At 58.5% G+C, this 22,566-nt stretch carries 14 protein-coding genes and 1 pseudogene; 7 read left to right on the forward strand and 8 right to left on the reverse strand.

Annotated elements, in window-relative coordinates:
• Window positions 1-15: 15 nt before the first annotated feature.
• The gene (locus ACYG9R_RS17730; protein WP_031204031.1) at window positions 16-2,187 is read right to left on the reverse strand and encodes a nuclease-related domain-containing protein; all 2,172 of its coding nucleotides are present in this window, start codon (window positions 2,185-2,187) and stop codon (window positions 16-18) included.
• Window positions 2,188-2,383: 196 nt separating this feature from the next.
• Between ACYG9R_RS17730 and ACYG9R_RS17735 the strand changes: the two genes are divergently transcribed.
• Window positions 2,384-3,130, forward strand: coding sequence for a hypothetical protein (locus ACYG9R_RS17735; RefSeq protein WP_023683420.1), 747 nt, complete (start codon window positions 2,384-2,386; stop codon window positions 3,128-3,130).
• 535 nt (window positions 3,131-3,665) lie between these two features.
• Here ACYG9R_RS17735 and ACYG9R_RS17740 read toward each other — a convergent pair.
• Window positions 3,666-3,891: pseudogene (locus ACYG9R_RS17740) on the reverse strand (hypothetical protein); the annotation flags it as partial.
• A gap of 123 nt (window positions 3,892-4,014) precedes the next feature.
• Here ACYG9R_RS17740 and ACYG9R_RS17745 point away from each other — a divergent pair.
• Window positions 4,015-4,671, forward strand: a complete 657-nt coding sequence (locus ACYG9R_RS17745) for a hypothetical protein (protein ID WP_155923204.1) — start codon at window positions 4,015-4,017, stop codon at window positions 4,669-4,671.
• A gap of 16 nt (window positions 4,672-4,687) precedes the next feature.
• On the opposite strand, the gene ACYG9R_RS17750 is transcribed toward ACYG9R_RS17745, so the two are convergent.
• A complete protein-coding gene (locus tag ACYG9R_RS17750; protein WP_155923206.1) occupies window positions 4,688-5,860 on the reverse strand; it encodes a hypothetical protein in 1,173 nt (390 codons plus the stop codon).
• A 183-nt stretch (window positions 5,861-6,043) separates the two neighbouring features.
• Here ACYG9R_RS17750 and avs3a point away from each other — a divergent pair, with 183 nt between their 5' ends.
• Both avs3a and avs3b read left to right on the forward strand, forming a co-directional pair.
• On the forward strand, window positions 6,044-12,349 hold the full coding sequence (gene avs3a, locus ACYG9R_RS17755; RefSeq protein WP_023823355.1) for an AVAST type 3 anti-phage nuclease/ATPase Avs3a: 6,306 nt from the start codon (window positions 6,044-6,046) through the stop codon (window positions 12,347-12,349).
• 7 nt (window positions 12,350-12,356) lie between these two features.
• On the forward strand, window positions 12,357-13,124 hold the full coding sequence (gene avs3b / locus ACYG9R_RS17760; RefSeq protein WP_050591973.1) for an AVAST type 3 anti-phage proein Avs3b: 768 nt from the start codon (window positions 12,357-12,359) through the stop codon (window positions 13,122-13,124).
• Window positions 13,125-13,384: 260 nt separating this feature from the next.
• Here the strand turns inward: avs3b and ACYG9R_RS17765 are convergent, their stop codons facing one another.
• Together ACYG9R_RS17765 and ACYG9R_RS17770 are read right to left on the reverse strand one after the other, a co-directional pair.
• Window positions 13,385-13,624: a conjugal transfer protein TraD gene (locus ACYG9R_RS17765; RefSeq protein ID WP_023683413.1), complete on the reverse strand. Its 240-nt coding sequence runs from the start codon at window positions 13,622-13,624 to the stop codon at window positions 13,385-13,387.
• Between the two features lies 1 nt (window position 13,625).
• Complete coding sequence (locus ACYG9R_RS17770; protein WP_023823357.1) at window positions 13,626-13,952, reverse strand: conjugal transfer protein TraD; 327 nt, start codon at window positions 13,950-13,952, stop codon at window positions 13,626-13,628.
• Window positions 13,953-14,124: 172 nt separating this feature from the next.
• Between ACYG9R_RS17770 and traA the strand changes: the two genes are divergently transcribed.
• From traA to ACYG9R_RS17785, 3 genes are all read left to right on the forward strand, one after another.
• A complete protein-coding gene (traA, locus tag ACYG9R_RS17775; protein ID WP_023823358.1) occupies window positions 14,125-17,172 on the forward strand; it encodes a Ti-type conjugative transfer relaxase TraA in 3,048 nt (1,015 codons plus the stop codon).
• 128 nt (window positions 17,173-17,300) lie between these two features.
• Entirely contained in the window at window positions 17,301-17,516 is a 216-nt protein-coding gene (locus tag ACYG9R_RS17780) for a helix-turn-helix transcriptional regulator (protein WP_032885734.1), read from the forward strand.
• An 84-nt stretch (window positions 17,517-17,600) separates the two neighbouring features.
• Entirely contained in the window at window positions 17,601-18,551 is a 951-nt protein-coding gene (locus ACYG9R_RS17785; RefSeq protein WP_280800227.1) for an IS630 family transposase, read from the forward strand.
• Between the two features lie 173 nt (window positions 18,552-18,724).
• On the opposite strand, the gene ACYG9R_RS17790 is transcribed toward ACYG9R_RS17785, so the two are convergent.
• The 3 genes from ACYG9R_RS17790 to ACYG9R_RS17800 form a co-directional block, all read right to left on the reverse strand.
• On the reverse strand, window positions 18,725-19,753 hold the full coding sequence (locus ACYG9R_RS17790; RefSeq protein WP_155923207.1) for a hypothetical protein: 1,029 nt from the start codon (window positions 19,751-19,753) through the stop codon (window positions 18,725-18,727).
• A gap of 112 nt (window positions 19,754-19,865) precedes the next feature.
• Entirely contained in the window at window positions 19,866-21,074 is a 1,209-nt protein-coding gene (locus tag ACYG9R_RS17795) for a hypothetical protein (RefSeq protein WP_023683408.1), read from the reverse strand.
• Window positions 21,067-22,074: a nucleoid-associated protein gene (locus ACYG9R_RS17800; protein ID WP_031199201.1), complete on the reverse strand. Its 1,008-nt coding sequence runs from the start codon at window positions 22,072-22,074 to the stop codon at window positions 21,067-21,069. Before ACYG9R_RS17800 ends, ACYG9R_RS17795 begins: the two co-directional genes overlap by 8 nt.
• Window positions 22,075-22,566 lie beyond the last annotated feature (492 nt).

Consider the following 22,566-nt stretch of genomic DNA (forward strand, 5'->3'; position numbering starts at 1 on the left):
GCGGTTGGCCTCTCCCTATTCGCCTAAGTCCGGGCGCCGCTTTCGACGTTCGCGCCACGCGCGATCTTCTCTTCGTAGGAGTGACTGTTTATGCCTTGCACGCACGTTCTTAACCGCGCGTCCAACCTTGGCGATATCGGCCCGCAGCCGATCTGGGGAAGCGCCCAAAGTCTCAGCTATGGATTCCGCCGTGGTGTTTTCCCGCATGAATTCGCGAGAAACCACCGCCATCTCGGGTCCAACGGGAAATATGCTGCGATGGATGTCGATGTGGTTACCCACGATTTCCAATTGGAAGGGGTTGTCCAAAGCCCGGATGAAATGATCCGGCGTCGGCTGATCCCCGAGCCATAAATCGTAGAGAGCGGATCGATGCAGCAAAGTCACATCATCGGTGACGTGGTGTGCCGTCTTTGCGTGCACATACCTGTCCTGGAAGAACCTCGTAACAGCAGACCAGTCCGTGAAGTAGACGCCATCCTGCAACCCTGGCAAAGAAAAAGGCAGCGAATTTAGTATGCAAGGGACGACCTCCTTGTTCGCAGCCTCAGGGCCAAATTCCTCGGTTAGGATATCTGGATATTGCCGAAGCGCGTCTGCTTGGCGCTGCAGTTGGCGCGCGTTGGAGCGGTTTTCGAGCGCGAAGTAATACGCCTGTGCGGGGTTTCGGCCCGAGAGGCTGCGATTCTTACACTCAAACAGAAAAACACGGTCGCCCCAGACAAGAACGGCATCGAATTCATATACCTCTGCCTCGCGTTTGACCTTAAAGCCCCGGCAATCCATTTCGCGGTCAGTGAAAAACTTGCGTACGCTGGTCTCGAAAGCGGCTCCCTTTCGTGACAGCTGCTCGCGCAGTCTGGAGAGGTTTGAGAGGACGACGCTGACAATATGGGTTGCGAGAACGGCCGGAGCGAAGAGAATAAGCTTGCCGCTAGAGGTCCTTACCAGCGGGCAGTCATACATATCGCGGCTGGTCCGTCCCAAAGACACATGCCCGAGAAAGATCCGTGTCGCCTCCGCAGAGAGCCCCACCTGCTGCAATTTGGCGGACAGCTCGGCCTCTTCGATAAGGATTACGCCAGCAGGGCTACTGTCGAAGCGCTCCTCCGCCAGGCCTTTCAGGAATGCGTAGCCACGCAGCCATTCGACCAAGCGGAGTTTGCCCGGCCGAGCAAGATCCTCGACCACCGCGTAGCCTAATATTGCGGACAACGATACGGCCGAATGAGCCTCCTCGGCCGACACGTAAGCATCTGGAAGCAGAGGAGCAGGGCCGGCGATGCCGCGTAATCCCTGACGCATTCGCGTTTCAAAGGACATCTCCAGGAATGTCTGCACCAGACGGTCCTGCAGCCGTTCGTTGGCGATGAAATCCCACAGCCACGTTTCCGTCGGGCCTGTGTCGATTACGCGCTGAATATTGTCGGGCAACCCCTTTGGACGGGCCTCGCCCGTCAGTTCGGTCCACTCCGTCTCTAGAAATCTGCGGTGTTCCTCCGTGCGTTCCCACCGACCCCAGCAGATACCAAGGACCTCGGTGGAGCCCGCCTTGTAGATGGTTTCCTCATCCGCAGGTTCGAAATCTGGCACGACGAGCAGGCCATTCTTGTCGAACCAATCGTTGGTATACCCTTCCATCAACAGGGTGCTGGTCAGAGTCTTGACGATCGCGTCGGAGGCTGCATCAGGCGAAAAGTCGTTGCCATCGTCGTCCTTCAGGAGAACGCCTGCCATGGCCTCAAGGGTTTCTCCCTGGCGTATGGCTGCAGCGGCGCGCTTATTTACGTCCTTATACTGAGCGTTTGCGCGCTGTAGGTAGGCGGCTACCCTTACGTCTGGCAGCAACTTCGATACCTCAGCGCGAGCGAGCAATGTGAGAATGCCACGATAGCCATCCTCGATCGTCCGAAACGTCGCGCGGACGCTCTCAAAGCGAGACAGCGCGTCGTCTCCCAAGCGTTCCTTGAGATATGCGGCCAGTCCGTCGAGCAGCTGGTCTCGTAGCTTCTCGCGTTTCGGGTCTGGATATCTGAGAACTAACCGCCCGCATCGCCTTACGTGGCCCAGCAGTTCACCGGCGAGCGCTTCATCGAACTCGATCGCGTCCAGGTGAGTCTTAAGCTTTTGCCACGACAAGTCGTCGAGGGCGTCTTTGATCTCGCCTTCGCTAAGTTGCTTTTCCATGTGACTTATCTGCGGCTTGAATGCGCCGGCGTCCTTTTCAACCAAATGGGCTGCAATCTCTGAGCGCAGATCTGGTGTTTTCGCAAGGGCACGTGCGACATTCAGTTGAGAACTCTACACGGCTCACCGTGAAAATTATTGGTTTAGCTACTGAATGAGCCGATTAGAGTGCCAAGCGGGCTCTTGGGAATCAGTCATGATCATCGACCAGAAGCATCCCATCTCTTGGTCCCTCGTCGAGCGCGGCGCCGACGGCCGGAAAGTGATGACGGATCCCGCAATCACAAAGCCATTCCTCTATCACATGCTGGAATGGCGTTACGCCAAGCTGATTTTCGAAACAAACAAACTGCGGCTCTCGCCCGTTCGATGTTGGCAGGACCCCTATGAGCGGTGGTGGTGCGATCGTCTGTTCAATCGCCCCGGTCCCTTGTCGGGATTTCAATCGTACGGCTCGTGTTGGACCACAGGTGCACATGACGAACCGCGTTGGCGAATGGCAGGCTTTGGTCCCGAAAAAGAAACTCCTGTTGTCCGAATCCGCTGTCGTGTGGACGCGATGGTGAACGCGGCAAAAGCCCTCATCGAGAACAGCGCCGGCTCCGCTTTTCTAGGCCGCGTCCAGTATCGTGGCGAGAGAACTCTTGTTCGTCTGGCTCAGTCGATCGCAGAAGGATCGAAGAAAGAAGTTACCCGGATGGCCGCGACCATGCTGTTGCACAAGCGGCGGGCCTTCAAGTTCGAAGACGAAGTGAGACTCCTTTGGCTGGACAAGCAGGCATTGAGAGAGGGTGTCTATATCGACATCGAGGCGAAGACGTTCATCAATCAAGTGATGATTACACCTCATGCAAGCCCCGCTGAAACGGCGAACATCAAACGGGAGATGAAGCTTTTTGGCGTATCTTGCCTCGCGTCTGGCGTGTTGAAGTCGCCGCGTTAGGTCGGTCTGCGAATCCTTTTGCCTCACGCAGTTCGTTCCCATTTATACCGGGGTCGAAACCGGGATTTTAACGCATGGGCGGACGCTATGGTGAGGTACGCGGAAGTTCGAAGATTGAGACCTACCTTGAATATGTGCATCAGGTCGAACGCTCCGATATGCTCCCACACGATAACCCAGACCCGCGCTACAAGAAGCAGTGTAAGCGAGAAATGGTTCAAGACCCTGAAACCGGGGAGTGGGTCTTAGCCTTCCACCAGCATACCTAGCTGGTGATTTGATTCCCCGGAGTTAGGTGGCTGCTTTGCACGCAATTTTGAAGTGGCCGCCGGATCGGAGCAAAGAAGGGTGCGGCGTGTGAGTTGAGGCCGCACAAAGGCACGCTTCGGGTGGACGAGTAGGAATTTATGCGAAGACTTTCGACCCTATATCTCGGCATCGGCACCCATGCTGCCACAGTGCCGCCGATCTGGTCGGGGCAAGCTTCCATGTCGTCGCCCCCCGTTCGGGCGAAGAACCCATTCGGGCTCTGGTCCTAAGCATTAGGCCTCCGGTCGGGCTGCATTAGCTGGGTGATGCAGGCCTGCCCGATCGGCAGAGTGTCGGCGAGCCCGGCTTGCGGGCCGATATCGTTCAGCTTGCCGGTTTCGATGAGCGTAACCATGGCGGCGGCGCGTTCGCCGCCGCAGTCGGAGCAGGCGAAGAGGGTTTGCGGGCGCTCGCTCGGCGGCATTGCTGGTCAGGCAAATACGGCCATGCCGAGGAGGCGGGTGAAGGCGGGTTGTGTTCAAGCTGCTTGCTAATGACATGGCGGCCGGTTGGCTAAGCAGGTTTGGCGCCGTAGCCCACGTGTGGTCGTCTGCCTGCCATCTTCGCTACGGTCGATGCAACAGCGATTTTCAATTCAAGCGGTGTCTATGCCCCAAGATTTGCTGCCCCGAATTTTTCAGGCCGACATCCATCGTTTCTACAAGCGCATCGTGCTGCCTGCGCTGGACAACCTGCCACTCCATAGCGGCGTAAAGACCAGCGGGTCTGCGGCATCCATGGCGGAGTTTCTCGAACACGCCCAAATGCACACGTCGAACATGCTCGCTTTCGAAGCGCGACGCAGCTTTGCGCTCACACTTGACGGCCTCTTTGAGCGCCAACTCCGGATTTGGGCAAGGGTATATGTCCTGGACGATCGGCGTCCCGGTATTGCCACTGTTGAAGTCAATAAACTTGTCCGAGGCGTGGGTTTGCGTCATGGCCTCGATCTGGAAACAGGGCAGGTGAGGGCAACAATCGAGGAATTGCATCTGTTAGGAAACGCCGTTCGGCAGGGCGACGGAGGTTCTTTGATCAAGTTGCGTGCCTGTGCTCCTCACCTTTGGCGCTATGCGGACGACACCGTCGCTGCAAAATCGGAAGAGCATGCCATTCTCAGTGAAGGCATTCAGCTCTCCGACAGCGACTTCACGCGCTACGTGCGCGCTCTAACGCGGTTTTGGGGATTGGCTGACCGGGAGCCGGGCGCCGTGATCGACATGCCGTATTGAACGCGGGCCTTGAAAGTTAGGTGGTCGCCACTTGTGCAAATCGCGCCGCCAGCTGACCGGGTATCGCGTCATAACTTCCGGCCTTTTCGACATGTCGAGCGAGGGCGGCAAATGTTTCCGATTTCTGCCGGGCAAGCCTGAAGGCTTCATAGGTTCGTTTGTCGACATAGGTCACGTCGGCATAAGCGGCGAGGCAGGCCAGATAGCGGTCTGTCAGTTCACTACCGTCCCATTCATGGGTATTAGGGTGGAAGCGTCGAATGGCATTGTAGATGATCCCCGAGGGCAATCGGTCCTCCTTTACACGCGCAATGAGCTCCGGCCAGGGCAGCCTTAACTTTACGTTCAGCACTTCCAGTTTTCTGCGGAAAACCGCCATGTCACCGATGTCGCCGAGGGTCGTGTCAGGGCCGATATCCGACAGGTCAAATCCCCAGGCTTGCAGAATCCGGAGGCCGGGATTGTCGGGGCGAACGACCTCCGTGCCAACGCGTATGACGTCTTTCATGAAAGCGCGCGTTGTATGGTCCGCATCGGGAATGCGCGTATCACCACGCTCCCTGATATCTGCCGCAAGGCCGCGATGGAGGCGCTGGAACTGCCGTAGCATATCACCCGGCGCCCGCATCCCATCCTTCAAGAGGTCCCCTACCTTGGCGTCAGAGTTCCCGGCGAAGCTGGATTTTGAAATGGCCACCACTTCGCGGGTGTGTTCTTCACTGTCGCCGAAACCTTCGCGCAGCGCCGTCCAGCTTTCGAGAAATGGCCGGACGAGTTCAGCGCCGCTCGTGATGCGAAAGATGGTCTTCGCCGCTTCTTCGCGAACGGAGGTCGCGCTTGCCGCCGGATTTTGAAATGCGGCGGCTATTTCGAAGGATTGCAGATCGGCGACTGAACCAACGATGTCTTCCTTAAGGAAGGAGTCGATGGCGGCGACCAAGGGCAGCGACTGAAGGTACGCGACGCGTTGCGCGGCCACTTCCTCGCTTCGGTGCGAAAACAGCTCCTGAAAATGATGCCAGGAGAGCAGCAAAACACTACCGGTTTCCATGAAAGCCTGATCGAAGGCTTCGGCCCGCCTTACGCGCGCGCTGTCCTTGCTCGCCTTGTCCCCGGCGATAGCGCCGAGATGGGAAGAATCCAAGGCAACGAATTTCGGGAGAAGAAACGTACGACCAAGTGTTTCCAATATGGGTTCTCACCAAAGGCTACCGCCGTCGTAAGCCGGCCAAACACGCTGGGAAGGAGTAATTTATAGCCAATTGAAGCGGTTAGTTGAAAGTTTTCGTCAGGAAGTATTGGCCCGGACTATGATTGCGAATCAGAATCGCACAAAATTCCAATAGTCCCATCATGGCGAGTTGATAGTCCCTTGCGCAAGCCTGCGAAAAAGAAAGCCACGACGACCAATTTGGTCAGACCGAGCCGTGACGGCGACCAATTTCACTACCTGTGGGCCGCGCGCCGCTGCCTCAATCTTCTGCCGCCTGAATCCGACCTCAAATCGGTAACTGTCGAGGGCGCATCCCCATCAGATAAGACCGCAAAGGGACCGATCACAGCGGGAGAGGAAGTGATCGATCTCGCGGAGTACTTTGGGGACCGTGATTTTGCTAAAGCAACCCTTGTCCGGTACATCCAGCTCAAACATTCGACCGAGGCGCCGAACAAGCCTTGGCCAGCAAGCGGGCTTGAAAACACGATCGCCGGCTTTGCCAAACGGTACAAAGCCATTCTCGCTGGCTTTTCGAAGAATGGTAGCTATCCCACCCTCGAGTTTGTTTTCGTATCGAACCGGCCAATCAGCCCGGCGGTGATTAAAGCAGTCGAGAATGCGGCGAATGTACTTGTGGTCAAGCCGGCCGACTTGAGGAAGCTAGAAACATATACCGGCCTTAAGGGAACTAAACTCGCGGATTTCTGCAAATTGCTGAAGCTGGAGGGCAGGCATGATGCGTTATGGGATCAAAGGAATATTCTTTTCCAAGATGTCAGCCAGTACTTGCCGGATGCGGATGTCGATGCGCCAGTCCAACTAAAGGAGCTTGTGAACTGCAAGGCTCTCTCGCAGGCCGCATCCAATCCCAGCATTGAACGCATGGATGTGCTTCGGGCGTTAAAGGCCGACGAAGGACGGCTTTATCCCGCGCCGTGCCGCATCGAGCAGTTAAGCAACGCCGTTCCGCGCGAACAGGAGCGCGATCTCGTCAACGCTATTGTCGGTGCTGCAAACCGGCCTGTCGTGGTGCATGCCGAAGGAGGTATTGGCAAGTCGATCTTTGCCAGCCGCATTCATCTCGGGCTTCCACTAGGTTCTGCGAGCATCCTCTACGATTGCTTCGGAAACGGCCAATACCGCAGCGCCACCGGCTATCGCCACCGTCACAAAGACGCTCTCGTTCAAATCGCCAACGAACTCGCTGGAAAGACGCTGTGTCACCTCTTGATCCCCACTTCACGGGCAGGGGCCGTTGATTACCTCAAGAAGTTTCTCTTTCGCCTTGAGCAGGCCGCCGGCCTTCTTCGCGCGGAAAATCCGGATGCCCTGCTTTGCATCATCATCGATGCCGCCGACAACGCACAGATGGCGGCGGAAGAGATTGGCGAGGCGCGTGCTTTCATCCGCGATTTGCTAAGGGAGCAGATACCGGATGGGGTCCGGATCGTCGCCCTTTGTAGGTCTCACCGCCAGGAGAAATTGGACCCGCCGCCGAACACGCTATCCCTTGAACTGGAATCCTTCAGCCGGGACGAGACCGCCGCCCATCTGCGTCAGGTATTCCCCGACTCTAGTGAACAGGATATCGACGAATTTCACCGCCTAAGCTCCAAGAATCCGCGTGTCCAGGCGCTCGCCCTTTCAGCCGGCGGGACACTCCCAGAAATCCTCCGAGAGCTTGGCCCAAACCCGACCACCGTCGAAAAAGCAATTGGCAATCTGCTGTCCGCCGCGATTGCCAAGTTGCGCGATGAGGCCGGCTCCGTAGAGAAAGCCCAGATCGACCGCATCTGTGTAGCCCTTGCTGCATTGCGGCCGCTTGTTCCGATTTCGGTCCTGTCTTCGATGTCAGGGGTTTCGGCCTCGGCCATCAAGAGCTTTGCATATGACCTTCGGCGCCCGCTTATCGTCACGGGCGAAACCATCCAGTTTTTTGACGAGCCTTCCGAAAGCTGGTTCCGTGAGAGGTTCAAACCGACAGCGGCCGATCTCACCGCATTCATTGCCAGCATCAAGCCGCTATCGTCCGGCAGCGCCTATGTCGCAGCGGCGCTGCCGCAACTTATGCTGGAGGCGGGGCAGTTTGACGAGTTGGTAGCGCTCGCACTGTCATCGGAGGGGCTACCGGAACTCAACCCGCTCGACCGGCGTGACGTCGAGCTTCAGCGCCTGCAATTTGCGCTGAAGGCGAGCCTCCGGGCCAAGCGCTATCTGGACGCTGCTAAACTCGCATTGAAGACTGGCGGCGAGACGGCAGGTGATGAGCGCCAGCGGGCGCTGCTGCAGGGAAACACGGATCTGGTTTCGGCCCTTATGGAGGGGGACCGCATTCAGGAACTTGTTTCGCGTAAAATCTTTGGCTCGCGGTGGGTCGGCTCACACAATGCCTATGAAGCCGCGCTCATGTCTGGCCACGCCGAATTGCAAGGCGATGCGCGTAGCCGATTGCGAATGGCGGTGGAATGGGTGCGCAACTGGTCACGGCTTCCCGACAAGGACCGCGCGCGAGAGACGATGGCCGACAATGACATCGGTGAAATGGCTATCGCATACTTTAATATCCATGGTGCGCGCGCTTGCGTAAATAGCCTTGAGGGATGGACACCGCCCTCCGTTCCTTTCAGCGTTGGGCGCTACCTTGCGCATCGCTTCGTCGATCACAGCCGTTACGAGGACCTTGACGAGCTTGCACTTGCGGCAGGTGATAACGTCTATCTCGTGCTCGCTATCGTCGTGGAGTTGCGTGAGGTTTGCCGGACGCCGCCGAAGGAGGCGCTGGCAAGGTGCCTCAAGCAACTGTGCAAACCGTCATTCATGGTTAGCACGGGTGAAAATTGGAACGGCCATGAACGCCCTTTGATGGCCGTCACGGCGTTGGTCGAAGCCTGCCATCAACTATCGATCGGCACAAAGGCCGCGCTCGCAAAGCTTTTGTCGCGCTACCTGCCCAAGGAGCCTCCGCGCGGATTGGGGACCCGTTTCAACGACGCACGGTCGCCTCTGCTTCGAGCTTATGCCTTACGTGCAGCACTGCTCGGGAAGACACTGGACTTACTTGATCTTGCGCATGCCGAGCTTCGTGCGGAGATTGAAAAGGAGAAAAACCATTCCTACTCGCAAGAAGCCCAGGAGTTCAAAGAAGACGTCGGAGCCTTATTGCCCTGGCACACTCTTTGGGCGGAACGCCTGGTAAGGAACGCAGGTAAGGCAGGGTTGGCGAGCGCGATTGCGCGGACACTCAAAGAGTCCGCTTCAGCCGCACGGATTAATTACCGCGAAGAATGGCGCACCGCGGACCAGGTTGCAGAATTGTGGTTGGCGATCCTCGTGAGCGCCAAGGCCGCGAACAGCACCGCCATCCAGAATTTCACGGACTGGGTTGCAGCGTTAAAGCGGCCTCTTTACACGCCGACGCTCGCGCGGCTTGCCCGCTCGATGGCACGGGTTGGGGGGCTGGCCGGTCAGGCGCTTCACTATGCAAGCCAAGCGTTTAACCTGACAAAGGATGAACGCGACGGCGCTGATACAAAAGCCGAAATGTATGTGAGCTTGGCAAGGTCGGTGCTCGCCGCGAGCCGGTCGGAAGCCGAGGCTTATTTCAATCAAGCTGTTGAAGTAGCGAGCAAGGTTGGCGACGAAAATACGGACCGCTGGGCAGCGCTGTTGGATTTAGCCGAGGCCGCCGCCAATCCGACCCAGCCTTCTGCTGAAATGGCATACACCCTAGCTCGCTGCGCCGAAGTGACCTATGACTATGTTGCGCGAGACAAGCATTTCGACTGGCATCGGACAGTTGAAGCCATCGCAGCTCTTTGTCCTGTATCATCCTTCGCGATATTGAGCCGGTGGCGCGACCGCGCCTTTGGTCGGGCCGGCAGGGTTTTGCGGATAGCGGTAGAGTTCCTTATTGAACGAAAAGTGCTGGACGCCCGCAAGGCCCTCCCCCTGATTGGGTTCCGAGCGGAATGGGATGAGGCGGATGTACTCGCTTCCGCGCTCGATGCCTGCGGGACGAAGGCCGAGAAGCAGCGTGTTGCGGACTTGGGCTACCACTACATAATTATGCAGGGACACACGGTCTCGTCGTGGCGCAAGCTAAAAGACCTCTTCGCCAAACACGGAATTGTGGCGCCTGACATCCAAGAGCGCCTAGACCATCAAGAGCGCAACGAGAAGAAGGGCGACGACGAAGAGGGGACTGGAAAAGGCCGTCCGTCGAAGCGCTGGAAGGAAGATGCCAAAAAGGATTGGCGCGCTATTTTCCGGGGCGTCGACCCTGCTGTAGCTAATGAACTCGCGCAAGCTCAGCAGCGGTTCCGCAACTCCGAGCCGCCATTTTTTCAGGATCAATTTTTCCAGCAGGCCATCGCGCGCATTCCCGCCGGAAAGGAAGCCGAGTTTGTAGCCGCATTGGCCGAAGTGCCTGAATTTGACCTTTACCACCTGCGAAGCTTCCTCGAGAACATCCCCGTTGCATGGAAAACGGGGCTCTCTGCGCAAGCAGCGATTGCAACGACCTTGCGCACTTTCTGCCGCCGGTACTGTATGGATGTAACCCGTGGCCGGTATTACGAAGTGTTGCCGTTCAAGACCGCCTGCCAACTGGCCGGTGTTCCTGAAGGCGATGTGCTTGACGTCGTTCTGGCAGGCATCGGCGAAGTCACGGAGATCATCGATGTTGGCCGGTTGTTTACGCTTGTGGGGCTGCTTGCTGGCAAGCTAAGCCGCACTGAGGCATTGGACGCGCTTGGCTTTGGCCTGAAACTTTTCGATGCGGTCCTTAAAGAGACCGACGGCGATGGGCCATGGACTACGGCTCTTGCGCCGGTAGGTGACATCGATGGCGCCGTTGCAGGATATGTCTTTGGCTCACTCGCTTCGCCCCGCGCGTCAAGGCGCTGGGAGGCCGCACATGTGGTTCATGGTCTCTGCGTGCTTCAGCATCGCAGGATCGTTTCTGCCCTGGTGGCGTTTGTCGACGGCAATTCAGGTGGCGTCTTTGCCGATGCCGGCTTGTTTTTCTACAACCTGCATGCGCGCCAGTGGCTGCTGATTGCTTTCGCGCGCGCTGCCAGGGATTGCCCCGATGTTGTTGCCAACCACGCCGATTTCATCCTCAAACATGTGGCCCCGTCAGAGGCGCATGTCGTCATTCGTGAAATGGCGAAACGGGCGGCGCTCGCACTGATCGATGCCGGATTGCTGGATCCGGGGTTACGCGCACAAATCTTGGCTGTGAATGTATCGCAGTTCCCGGCGATTGAAGAACACTCCCATGAGCGGGGAAGCGCGCGTTCGTCGCAAAAGACGGGCGGCGACGACCGCTTCTATTTTGATTACGACATGGAGTCCTACTGGTTCCCGCCGCTGGCGAAGTGCTTCGGCCTCTTGGGCAATGACGTTCAGCAGCGGGCGGAGGCGGTCATAACCTCCGATTGGCATTATCTCGGGCGCTTGCATTGGGAAGAAGACGCGCGAAGCCGGCGTAAAATGTTCGACTATAACGACACACGGCATTCGCACGGATCATCTCCGAGCGTCGACGATCTCCGCTCTTATATGACTTCCCATGCTATTATGGTTGTGGCCGGTCGGCTTCTGGACACGATGCCAACCTATCGTAGCCCCGACTCGACCGAAGACGATTTTTCAGAATGGTTCCGATCATACCACGACTTATCCCGCAAGGACGGTTATTGGCTCGCCGACCGCCGAGACCCCATCCCCCTCGACACCCTCTCTTGGAAAAATGACATCAAAGACGCCGATTGGCCGTCATCCGTTGTCCGCACCGACATAGATCGCGTGTTTTCCCCATCGCCAGGAATGATAACGCTTTGGGGTCACTGGAATGCGTTGTCAGGCAGGCAACAGGAAGAGTGCACGATCCGAAGCGCCCTTGTTTCGCCCGAGAGGGCATCGGCGCTGCTTCGTGCATTGCAAAGTGCCGACAACCACCATGACTACGCCATCCCTGAAGCCATGGGTGAGCGGGACATCAATTCGGGCGCATTCCGCTTGCGGGGCTGGATTGTTGATCGCACGCGAGACCGGGGCATTGACGGCAAAGATCCCTGGGCGGGGGATATTCGCTACCCGGCACCGCGGCCATCGGGAGATGTTATCTCTGCGATGAAATTGACCGCCGACCGCGAAGGCCGGAACTGGCTGTTAGACGACAAAGAGCCCGCCGCCATCGTTAGTGAGACCTGGGGCATGTTTCATGAGCAGGATGACGTGGACGCTGGCGATAGGCGCGGAAGCCGAATTCATGCTTCGCGGCCATTCATCCGGGAACTATTGCGCAAGCTCCACATGGATATGATCGTTGAAGTGGAAATCGAGCGACGGCGCAGCTACTCTCGATATGAAAGCCGAGACTACGATGACAGCAAGCAAACCCCGCCCACGGTCCAACTCTTCCTTCTCAGGGCCGACGGAAGTGTCGAATCATGCTGACGCGATCTTGGCCCTTGGCAAAAAGCTCATCGCCGATCTGAAGCTCGCCGACACCAATGACACGCTCTCGCGCTGGATGGTCCACTATCTTGCCGAGCAAATTAAGAATGCCGAGCAAAAGACAGCGAAAGACTACCCGCAGCGTGTCATAGCATGCCGCGATGCGATCTTCGCGCTTTGGCAACACAGGCACGAGCTGCCAACTGGCAGCCGTCCGTTTCAGGAACTCGAACCAATATTAAGAACGTTGGCGTCGCTCCATACTGACGCCGGGCCGTATCGCTATTTTCAACCGCCATTGCCGCCCCGGGATGCACGCAAGGAAAGCAAAGCGTCGCAACAATGGCTGCAATTGGCGGAGCGTCTCGACTATTCCGCGCGCATCCTCATTAGGCAATGCCTGGCGAACGCCGCAGACAACGCGATCGACAAATCAAAGGAATGGGTCGCGCTTGCCCAGAAGGCTGGCCTTGAGCAGATTGAATTGCCGATCTTGCGGATCATTATTGCGGACGGCGATCTCGCTGACACAAGCGATCCCGACGAAGAGCAGCGGAAGCTGCTGAAGGATCGCGCAGACAAGCTACGCGGAGTTGTCGAACTAGCAACGACTGTTATCGAGGAATATGAAAGCCAACTCAACGGAAAGCCTGACGCAAAACTCAAAAGACTCAAAGCGCTTAAGGCGCCCGCCGTTTCCCGTTTGGCCAAGCCCGCACAGTTGATCGTTGAAGAGCGTAGGTCTCGCCGCAAGAGGCCAACGAAGAAACTTTGAGCCTTCCGTAGACTACTCGACGATTTGTGGGTCATCCCCCTGAGCAGGACCGGGCTCTAGGCGCACGCGCCCGAAGCCGCTGCGCGTCTCCGCCCGTTGGGTGACGATCCTTTGCCCAAGATAGGGGTCAGAGGCCCCCCCTCACACCTTGGCAACAACAAAATCACCATCCCCCAATCTCTCGGCTGCGCCTCACTCGCTGCGAACCGGGTGGTCCCCTGACGATTTTTCTTGTTGCTCCTCCTGGCTCGGTCTCGCTACTAATCCTTTCGCTCCTCGTGCCGTTCCCCATCGAACGCTTGCCTTCCTCTCGCTAGCCATAGGTTCCGAGCATGCTCGCCTTCATGGCTCTGCAGCTTGGCGGCGATCCAGAGCAGCGCGCCGTAGATGATAGCGCGATCATCGGCAATCAGATCAACAATGCCTGCCTTCACGACGAGACCCCCGAGTTCGATCAGATGTCGGGTGCGTTTGCGGTGCTCGATTTGCCATGTGCGCATGTCATTGCGAGCCAGAGCCGCTTGCCGGCGATTGTGTGTTGCCCAGTTGCGCTGCAGCGCTGCGAGGGTTGCGCTTAGGTGTCGGAGCAGTTCGCCGGGACCCGTTGTCGAAAAACATTACCCCACGCTTGGCCCATGCCTCACGCTTTGCGGCGTCCTCCGTCTCAGTGATTGCGACCAACGCGCCGGCCAGTTCTTCGGTGCTGAGCTGATCGGCGCCGGTGGCGATCACCAGTTCGCCTAGCTGCTGCACCTTTCGCGTCTTGAGTTCTCGCGCCTTGTCTTCCAGTGCCTTCAGTTCGGCGTCAAAATCCCGTGGTTTACGCATGGCTATCTCCATCGGTTGTCGATGTGGCGATGATAGGGGAGCGTCTGCCGGAAGGCTTCAGGGTTGCCGAGACAGCCCGGGACGGGCTGGTCCATCCCGAGATTTTTTCGAGGGAGGGCGCGCTTATACGTCGTGCCGACGTGCGCTTTGACGTGCAAATGATCCTGTCGCGATGGCGATCTATCATCTTCACGTCAAGGTCATTGGCCGCAAGGCAGGCTCAAGCGCTGTCGCGTCAGCCGCCTACCGCTCGGCCTCGCGGTTACGCGACGAGAGGATCGAGCGCAGCCATGATTTTTCGGCCAAGCGCGGTGTCGTTCATTCCGAGGTCATGCTGCCGGAGAACGCACCGGCGACCTGGAGCGACCGCGAACGACTGTGGAACGATGTCGAGGCGTTCGAGGGGCGCAAGGATGCCCAACTTGCCCGCGAGGTGGAGTTTGCCCTGCCGCGCGAACTGAACCAGGCGCAAGGCATCGAACTGGCGCGTGACTTCGTGCAAGCCGAGTTTGTCTGCCAAGGGATGGTCGCCGATCTCAATGTGCATTGGGACAGGGCGGAGGATGGCAGTCCCAAGCCGCATGCTCATGTCATGCTCACCATGCGGTCCGCAGACGAGAACGGTTTTGGTGCCAAGGTTCGAGACTGGAACCGCACCGAACTGGTCGAGCGCTGGCGCGAGCGATGGGCGGAGCTGGCCAATGAGCGCTTGGCCGAACTCGACATCGACGCCCGCATCGATCATCGCAGTCTGGAAGCGCAGGGCATTGCTCTGGAGCCGCAGACCCAGATTGGTGCGCCGGCGCAACGCATCGAGGGCAGTGGCCTTGCTGCTGGCAACATTCAAGCAGATCGCGCCGAACTGCATCGCGAGATCGCGCGCAACAATGGTGTGCGGATCATTGCGGAACCGTCCGTGGCTCTGGATGCCATCACCCATCAGCAATCGACCTTCACCGTCAAGGACATCGCGAAGTTCTCGCATCGGCACAGCGATGGAGTGGAGCAGTTCAACGCGGTCATGGCAGCCATCAGCAGCGCCCCTGATCTGGTCGAGCTCGGCAAGGACGGACGCGGCGAAGACCGCTTCACCACCCGGCAGATGATCGAGACCGAACAGCGCCTTCACCACGCGGCGGAACGCATGGCTGGGGAGGGGCGTCACGCGGCCAGTGACGTACATCGCCGGGCAGCGCTGGCGCTGGCTGCGCAACGCGGGCTTATCCTTTCGGGCGAGCAGACCGATGCGCTTGCGCATATCACCGACGGCCGAAGTCTTGGTGTCATCGTCGGCTTTGCCGGAACCGGAAAGAGCGCCATGCTGGGCGTTGCGCGCCAGGCATGGTCAGCGGCGGGCTATGAAGTCCGAGGCGCGGCACTTTCCGGCATTGCAGCCGAGAATCTCGACAGCGGTTCAGGCATCTCGTCGCGCACCATTGCCAGCATGGAACACAGCTGGGGACAGGGCAGGGATCTGCTCACTGCGCGTGATGTCCTGGTGATCGATGAAGCAGGCATGGTCGGCACGCGCCAGTTGGAGCGCGTGCTTTCCCATGCGGCGGACGTTGGCGCGAAAGTCGTCCTCGTCGGCGATCCGCAGCAGTTGCAGGCAATCGAAGCCGGCGCTGCATTCCGTTCCATTCACGAGCGACATGGCGGTGTCGAAATCGGCCGGGTGCGTCGGCAGCGCGAGGACTGGCAGCGTGATGCCACGCGTGATCTGGCAACTGGCAGGATCGGTGCCGCGATCAGCGCCTACGACGCGCAAGGCATGGTGCATCAGGCTGCAACGCGCGACGAAGCGCGAGGTGTACTCGTCGAGCGCTGGGATCGCGACAGGCAGGCGCATCCAGATGCGCGCCGGATCATCCTTACCCACACAAACGACGAAGTGCGCGCCCTAAACCAGGCAGCGCGCGAGCGACTGCGCGCTGCTGGAGAACTCGGCGGCGAGGTTCACGTGAAGGTGGAACGCGGTGCAAGGGCCTTCGCCAGCGGCGACCGTGTCATGTTCTTGCGCAACGAGCGCGGGCTCGGCGTCAAAAACGGCACGCTGGGAATCGTGGAGGAGCTCAACACACAGAGCATGACGATTCGCGTCGACGATGGGAGGTCGGTGCGGTTCGACCTGAAAGACTACGCGCACATTGACCACGGTTATGCCGCGACCATTCACAAGGCGCAGGGCATGACCGTCGACCGAACCCATGTCCTGGCAACGCCAGGCATGGATGCACATGGCAGCTACGTCGCACTGTCCCGGCATCGAGACAGGATGGACCTGCATTATGGCGGCGACGACTTCAGTACGCGGGAGCGGCTGGACCGAACGCTGTCACGCGACCGCGCCAAGGACATGGCGTCGGATTACGAGCAGGTCAACCCGGCGCAACACTATGCCGAGCGGCGCGGCATCACGTTCCGCGAGCGCGTGGTGGAGATCGTGCGCCGGATCGTTCCGGAGAAGCTGCGCGACAGGATCGGCGGACTACTGGACGGGTTGCGCTCGCCCGGAGACGGCGAGCCCAGCCAGGAACGTGGACCTGGGCCGGCAAGGGAAAGTGTCGGGGCGCGGATCGGACATGCGGGGCCCATGCCCGGCGGAGGAAATCTCGCCACAGGCGTGCCGCGCGACACGAACGTGCCGGCGGATGCGGAAGCGGCATTGCGCAGCGCTCGCACGAAGGCGCTTGTTCGTCACGCGCGCGCTATCGACGCGATCCTCAGTACTGGAAATGCTGACGGGCAGGGCAGTCCCGAGCAGATGCGCGAACTAAAAGAAGCCCGCGGCGCTTTCGAGAAGGTTCGGCCGTATGGCTGGCGCGATGCCGAAGCGGCTTATGTGAAAAATCCCGAACTTGTCCGCGATGCGGCGGCCGGCCGCGTCAGCCGCATCGTGCTTGCTCTCCAGCTTGAAACGGAAATCCGCACCGGGAGGGACATAGATCCCGGCCGCCGCGCGGACCGCTTCGTGGAACGTTGGCAAAGGCTCGAACGGACGGGACGGGAGCAGTATCAGGCCGGCGACATGTCCGGCTACAAGTCAACGCGCTCGGCCATGTCCGATATGGCCAAGAGCCTTGAACGCGATCCACAGCTTGAATCCCTGCTTGCCAATCATAAGAAGGCGCTTGGCATCCAAGTCGAATCCGGCCGCCGCCTGGGTGTGGAACTCGCGTTCAACCACGGCATTGGCAGCGGGCGTGGCATAGGAATCTAAACCCTCCGATTTGCCGCCGTTCCCACGCCCCAGATCGACGCGATGACAAATCTGATTGCGCGGCGACCTTGGGTTGTCCTGTCTGGTTCCAGCAGGTGCCAAATGCTCTCAGCGAAAGGCAAGGCAGCATGCCTGAACTGGATCGTATCATTCGCCTTAAGACCGTCCTCGCGCGGACCGGCTTGTCCCGCTCGACGATGTACCGAAAAATCGGCGAAGGCACGTTCCCGGCCCAGGTCAAGATCAGCTTAAACGGTGCGGGATGGAGGGAGTCGGACATCAATCGGTGGGTCGCTGATCCTGTCTCATGGCACACCTGTGCATCACGAAAAAACAGCGACTAGAGCATTTCCTCCTTTGAGAGAATCGTAGGATTCCCAAAGAAGGGTGTTTGTAATTCAAGATGCTGGCTGGATGGAGGCCAGCATCTGATGACGCGAGCCCTTTCAAACGATCTTCGTGAGCGTGTTGTTGAAGCAGTTGGAGCGGGTGAGAACTGCCGTGCGGTGGCATCGCGCTTTGGTGTTGCAGTTTCCTCTGTGGTGAAGTGGTCGCAGCGTTACCGTGCCACCGGCTCGGTGGCGCCGGGCAAGATGGGCGGACACCGCAAGAGGGTGCTGGAGCCGCATCGAGCTTTCATTGTGGATCGGATCAATCAGACCTCTGATCTGACGCTGCATCGGCTGAAGGAGGAGTTGGATGCGCGCGGGGTCAAGGTCTCGCACAATACGGTCTGGATGTTCCTGCGCCGCGAGGGTCTAAGCTTCAAAAAAACGCTGTTCGCCCTTGAGCAGGCGCGCGCTGATATTGCCCGCAGGCGCTGGCGATGGCGATCCTGGCAGACCGGCCTCGATCCGAAATGCTTGGTCTTCATCGACGAGACCTGGATCAAGACCAACATGGCTCCGCTGCGAGGTTGGGGGCCGAAGGGCAAGCGGCTGCGCGGCTTGGCTCCGCACGGCCACTGGCGCACGCTGACCTTTCTGGGCGCGTTGCGCTGGGATCGGCTCACAGCACCTTGCGTCTTCGACGGCCCGATCAACGGCCAGTGCTTCCGCGCTTATGTCGAGCAGCAGCTCGTCACCGTGCTGAAACCCGGCGATATCGTCGTCATGGATAATCTCGGAAGTCATAAGTCGGCGGTCATCAGGCAGATGATCAAGGCTGCCGGCGCCAGGCTCTGGTACCTGCCGCCCTATTCCCCGGACCTCAATCCGATCGAGCAGGCCTTCGCCAAGATCAAACACTGGATGCGCCAAGCTCAGAAGCGCACCGTCGAGGACACTTGGCGCCACATCGGCCACCTGGTCGAAACCATCGAGGCAGCCGAATGCAAGAACTACTTCGAAAACGCCGGTTACGCTTCCGTCAAAACCTGAAACGCTCTAGCGGCGGTGGAGTGGCACGTTGCACCCATCGTTGAACAGTCCTCTCTGAAGTAAGTTCAACGACTGGGAAGGGGCCGGAAGCGGGCAGGCAAATTACTCGCGCCGCCAGCGAATAACGGACGTTCAACTTGCTCATAATAGCCAGAGAGTTCTGTATTCCGCAGCTACATGCAGATAATGTCGCGCAATGGGGTTTCAAACGTATCGGGAGTGCCTATTAGGACGAAGCCATCGGGGCTATAGCTACGATCCTCGATCTTCGACGCGGTGACTCCGTCGCTCGCTGGCAGGTTAGACAGCAGCCCAAGAAACCTCTTGAAGCTCTCCTCGTCGTCCACGTCCCGAAGTTGCTTAATGACCGCCTTGTGGATGCCAAACTTCCAACCCGGCATGAACTCGACGCCGACGTAATCTCTATCGATATCGACGCGATTCGCCTCAAAAAGAGGATCCAGCACCGTTGCGTAGGCTCGGGTGATTAACCGGGGCCAAGCGACTTCATAGTTGAATTGGACGGTCGACGGTGGGTCGGTCACCTGACCCTGCAAGCCAGCCTGATCAAAAGCGAAGACACAGGCCGAGCGTGTTTTGGGTGCGATGCCGTTGAGAGTCTGGATGGCGCATACTTGGCGCAGTGCTTTGTTTCTTGCTGCGTTGATGACGCTTTGTGGCACGCCGTACATCGCAAAGCCGGCCCGCCCCTTGCTCTCGAGGACATGAATGTCGTCGGGGCCGCGGAAAGCGAAGAAGTCGGGCTCCGTTTTCGCCGCCGGTTTTGTAGAGTGTCGGAAGTACTTCGGCATCGACTTAGGATAGGGCGCGGAGCTCGACATGCGGGTGAAAGTGCCAGCGTGTTGTTCTACTGGCACCACCACGGCGGCGCCCAAATGGCGTTGGGCAAACCATCTTGTCAGCGCCTCCGCCAGCTTGAACGCGTCCGTTTTCTGGTTAGAGGCCGTTTGCGACTTGAAGCCATGGGTCGGTTTCAACTGGGCATCAAGAAGGCTGAACATTGTCACAACACCTCGCAGTGACCACCAAAACGCGCCGGTCAGTTGATGCGGTCGATGGCAAGGACCGAGGGCGATCAGCGACAACGCCAATTCCATGCGGTTAGTGGCTATAGAGGTCAACTTATTGACCGCTGAATAGCGCGCCGGAAATCCTGTACACTGCAGACTCTTGTGGGCCAACGTCCCCTCCCTGTACCGGCACCCGGCTCGAAACGCCCAAGATTTGGATGGTTAAAATATCGCGGCGGTTGGCCATTGGTGGCCCGCAGCAGTCTTATGGTCATTCTGATGGTTATACGGTGCGTATCCCAGCATGGACGAGACACCCCCACCCATCCAGCTTCGTCGCGATACTATACCCCTGCCATGTGAACCAGGCCCCGGCGAGCGCAACAAGGGATATCACGATCAGCACGACGCGATGCCAGCGGATTCGTCCCTCGATGGCATCGAAAGCGTCCGTGAACATATCGCGGATTTCACTGAAATCCGAATTGAGCTTGGTACGCTGGCCCTTGATTTCCCGGTCGATGGCACCAAGCGTTAGCCACTGATTTGCGCACGAGGCGATCAGCAGGGCAACGAAAAGGCAGGCTCCGCCAAGAATGGCGATGTTCGCAATGGCCACGGGACCGCAGGTGTTCGTAGCTTTCATCTGGGTTGCCACAACGACGGCGGAGACGGGTAGACCCAACAACTGCCCCTGAATGTCGGTGAAGGTCTTGTGTACCCGGTTGACATAGTCGGCTTGATTCTTCTCGATCTCGCTGCGGATCTTCGAATACGAAAAACTCGACGCAAAAAGTTTGTATCCTTCGTCGACACGCTTCTTAAGTTCGTCCGCATTCTGCAGCAGATAGACGAAGCGCCTCGCCGCTGGTTGGCTAGCCACGAGAGTTGTGACCGCTTCGCCGAGAATGCCGAGCCTTTGCTCTCGGTGGATATCGCCTTCCAGTGTGGCCGCCAGCGCCTCGATCTGTTTGGCTTCGACGAGCCGAAAATCGCTGGCGTCGTAGCGGACCGGCACCTCTACGCGGCCGTCCCCAAAATAGACTAGCTTCGCATGTTGGACGTCGGTGAAGAGCGCGGCTCCACTTAGAGTGGCGACAAACTTTAGGATCGCCCTGTATCTGGCGAGCGCGTCTGAAGCCGGTACGAGGCCCGAGTGTGAGCGGTCGGATTTTATAAAGAAGGTGGATGACTCCTCCACTCGACGTTCCGGGGCTCTGAGCAATCCGTCCCACGTCTCGACGAGCAAGCCGAGACTATACTTTGGGTAACCTATTCGAGCAGGGATGACGCTGTCCAGCTTGACCTGGTCGGGGGCGATCAGAGGTGTGATGTCGGCTGCTTCTGCTGCCTTTTCCGAGATTTCAATGAGCCCGAGCGTCTCCAAGATACTTTGGTTGGCAACGGTGATGTGCCCGTTGTCGCCGGCGTCCCAAACGGAGTTGAGATAGACTTCCAGCAGATCCGGCCAGGTGATCGTCGCCTTAGCCACCTTCGATCTCCTCGGTCAGTTCCTGCCTGATGTGGTCTGGCACCTCCAGCAGGGTGATGCTGTTTTCGACGGGATCAAAACGCACCTTGCCCTCGTGCAGTGCTTTGCGCTCAAACTCAACCGCCCAGTTGGGAGTCTTCACTTTGAACTCGACCAGCCCTCTGAGAGCGCGACGGTCCGCGACGAAGCCGTCATTGAGGCCGCGATCGGGGTCCGCGAGTAATTCGATGAGAGCCTCAGGGTCGTCAGGGTGAAGTTCGTTTGCGAGGGTGGTGAAGTTGATCGGCTTATCGGCCTTTGCATCGCGTGTGCAGATGTTCATCGCGCGAGCCATGAACTCGGCCCGTTCGGCAGGCTCCATCGGCTGGGTGTCGGCGAATTGCTTGAGCGCCTGAACCATGTGGGTGGTCTCGACCCTGGCCAGCACCGTGGTCTCGCAGCCCAAGAATTGCTTGAAATACTCTGAAACGGCCCCTTTTCCCTTTAGGAAGCTGAGGTAGCGCTCCTCGTTCGCCGCCCAGCCCGTGAGGTTGACGCGGCCGGCGAAGCGATATCCGTCTACGTCGAGATGTTTCACGTCTTCTAAGTTGGCGTTCTCCGTAAGCGCGGCGCTGATCTTGTCGTTGACGATCGCCACCAAGACGTATTGGATTTCGTCACGGTTGAAATGCGCGAAGAAGACGTGCCCGCCCTCGGAAGCCGGACGCCCACCGGCTTCTTTGGCGAGCGTGTCCATAAGCGCCAACGTCGTCTCTTCGAAAGTTGACCCCCCGTCGACGTATTCTCCAAGTCGGAGCGATGTAGGGAAATTAGCGGTATCCATCGAGAAACGGCCGTAGGCCTTTGACGGCCGCCTCGCATACAGCCGATGCAGGTCATCGATCAGTCGCCTAGCTGTATTCCCCACAGCGAGCGCCCCGTTACCGGGGTGGACTTGATAGGCGCCAGCGTCGGTCTTCTCTAGATGATGGATTGCCACTGAAACAATGTTGTCGGCCAACTCGCCCCCCTTTTTGGTCGATTCCTTTTTGCCGAATAAAACCAAAAATAATCGCTCATCGCTACGAAAAGTTTTACTGCACCGCTCAGGTGTAGCGCGAATTTCATCGATCTATGGGATTTATCGGGTCAGTATCACTCTAGGAATGTTCATGAACAGGCTCCAGGCTCAACCGTGTGATACGGCTCTACCAAGACAAACAAAGGGACGCCAAGGTCAGCTCGGCGCAGGGGGACTCCTGCGTATCTGCCTGCGATCTCAGCTCATGGCGATCGGCACCGGTTATCTCAACGTCCGACATGAGGCGCATTGCAGCCCGGCAGCGTTGGGGCCGTCAGCGGAATGGCAGGTCCGGAGCGTAGGAGGCCGGAAACCTGCCGTTCGGGCGGCGTTCAATACGCGCCGTTTATGCGCCATTCCTCACCACCGCCAACAGCGGATTCACCTGCGAGGATTGGGCTCTCCGCAACGGCAAAAAGCAACAGAAGGAAT

The organism is Mesorhizobium sp. RSR565B (assembly GCF_054719465.1).

What these genes read in the sequence shown, in the direction of transcription:
- ACYG9R_RS17730 (WP_031204031.1), bottom strand. Translation starts at nt 2,187, where the DNA reads ATGGAAAAGCAACTTAGCGAAGGCGAGATCAAAGACGCCCTCGACGAC.
- ACYG9R_RS17735 (WP_023683420.1), top strand. Translation starts at nt 2,384, where the DNA reads ATGATCATCGACCAGAAGCATCCCATCTCTTGGTCCCTCGTCGAGCGC.
- ACYG9R_RS17745 (WP_155923204.1), top strand. Translation starts at nt 4,015, where the DNA reads ATGCAACAGCGATTTTCAATTCAAGCGGTGTCTATGCCCCAAGATTTG.
- ACYG9R_RS17765 (WP_023683413.1), bottom strand. Translation starts at nt 13,624, where the DNA reads ATGCGCACATGGCAAATCGAGCACCGCAAACGCACCCGACATCTGATC.
- ACYG9R_RS17770 (WP_023823357.1), bottom strand. Translation starts at nt 13,952, where the DNA reads ATGCGTAAACCACGGGATTTTGACGCCGAACTGAAGGCACTGGAAGAC.
- traA (WP_023823358.1), top strand. Translation starts at nt 14,125, where the DNA reads ATGGCGATCTATCATCTTCACGTCAAGGTCATTGGCCGCAAGGCAGGC.
- ACYG9R_RS17780 (WP_032885734.1), top strand. Translation starts at nt 17,301, where the DNA reads ATGCCTGAACTGGATCGTATCATTCGCCTTAAGACCGTCCTCGCGCGG.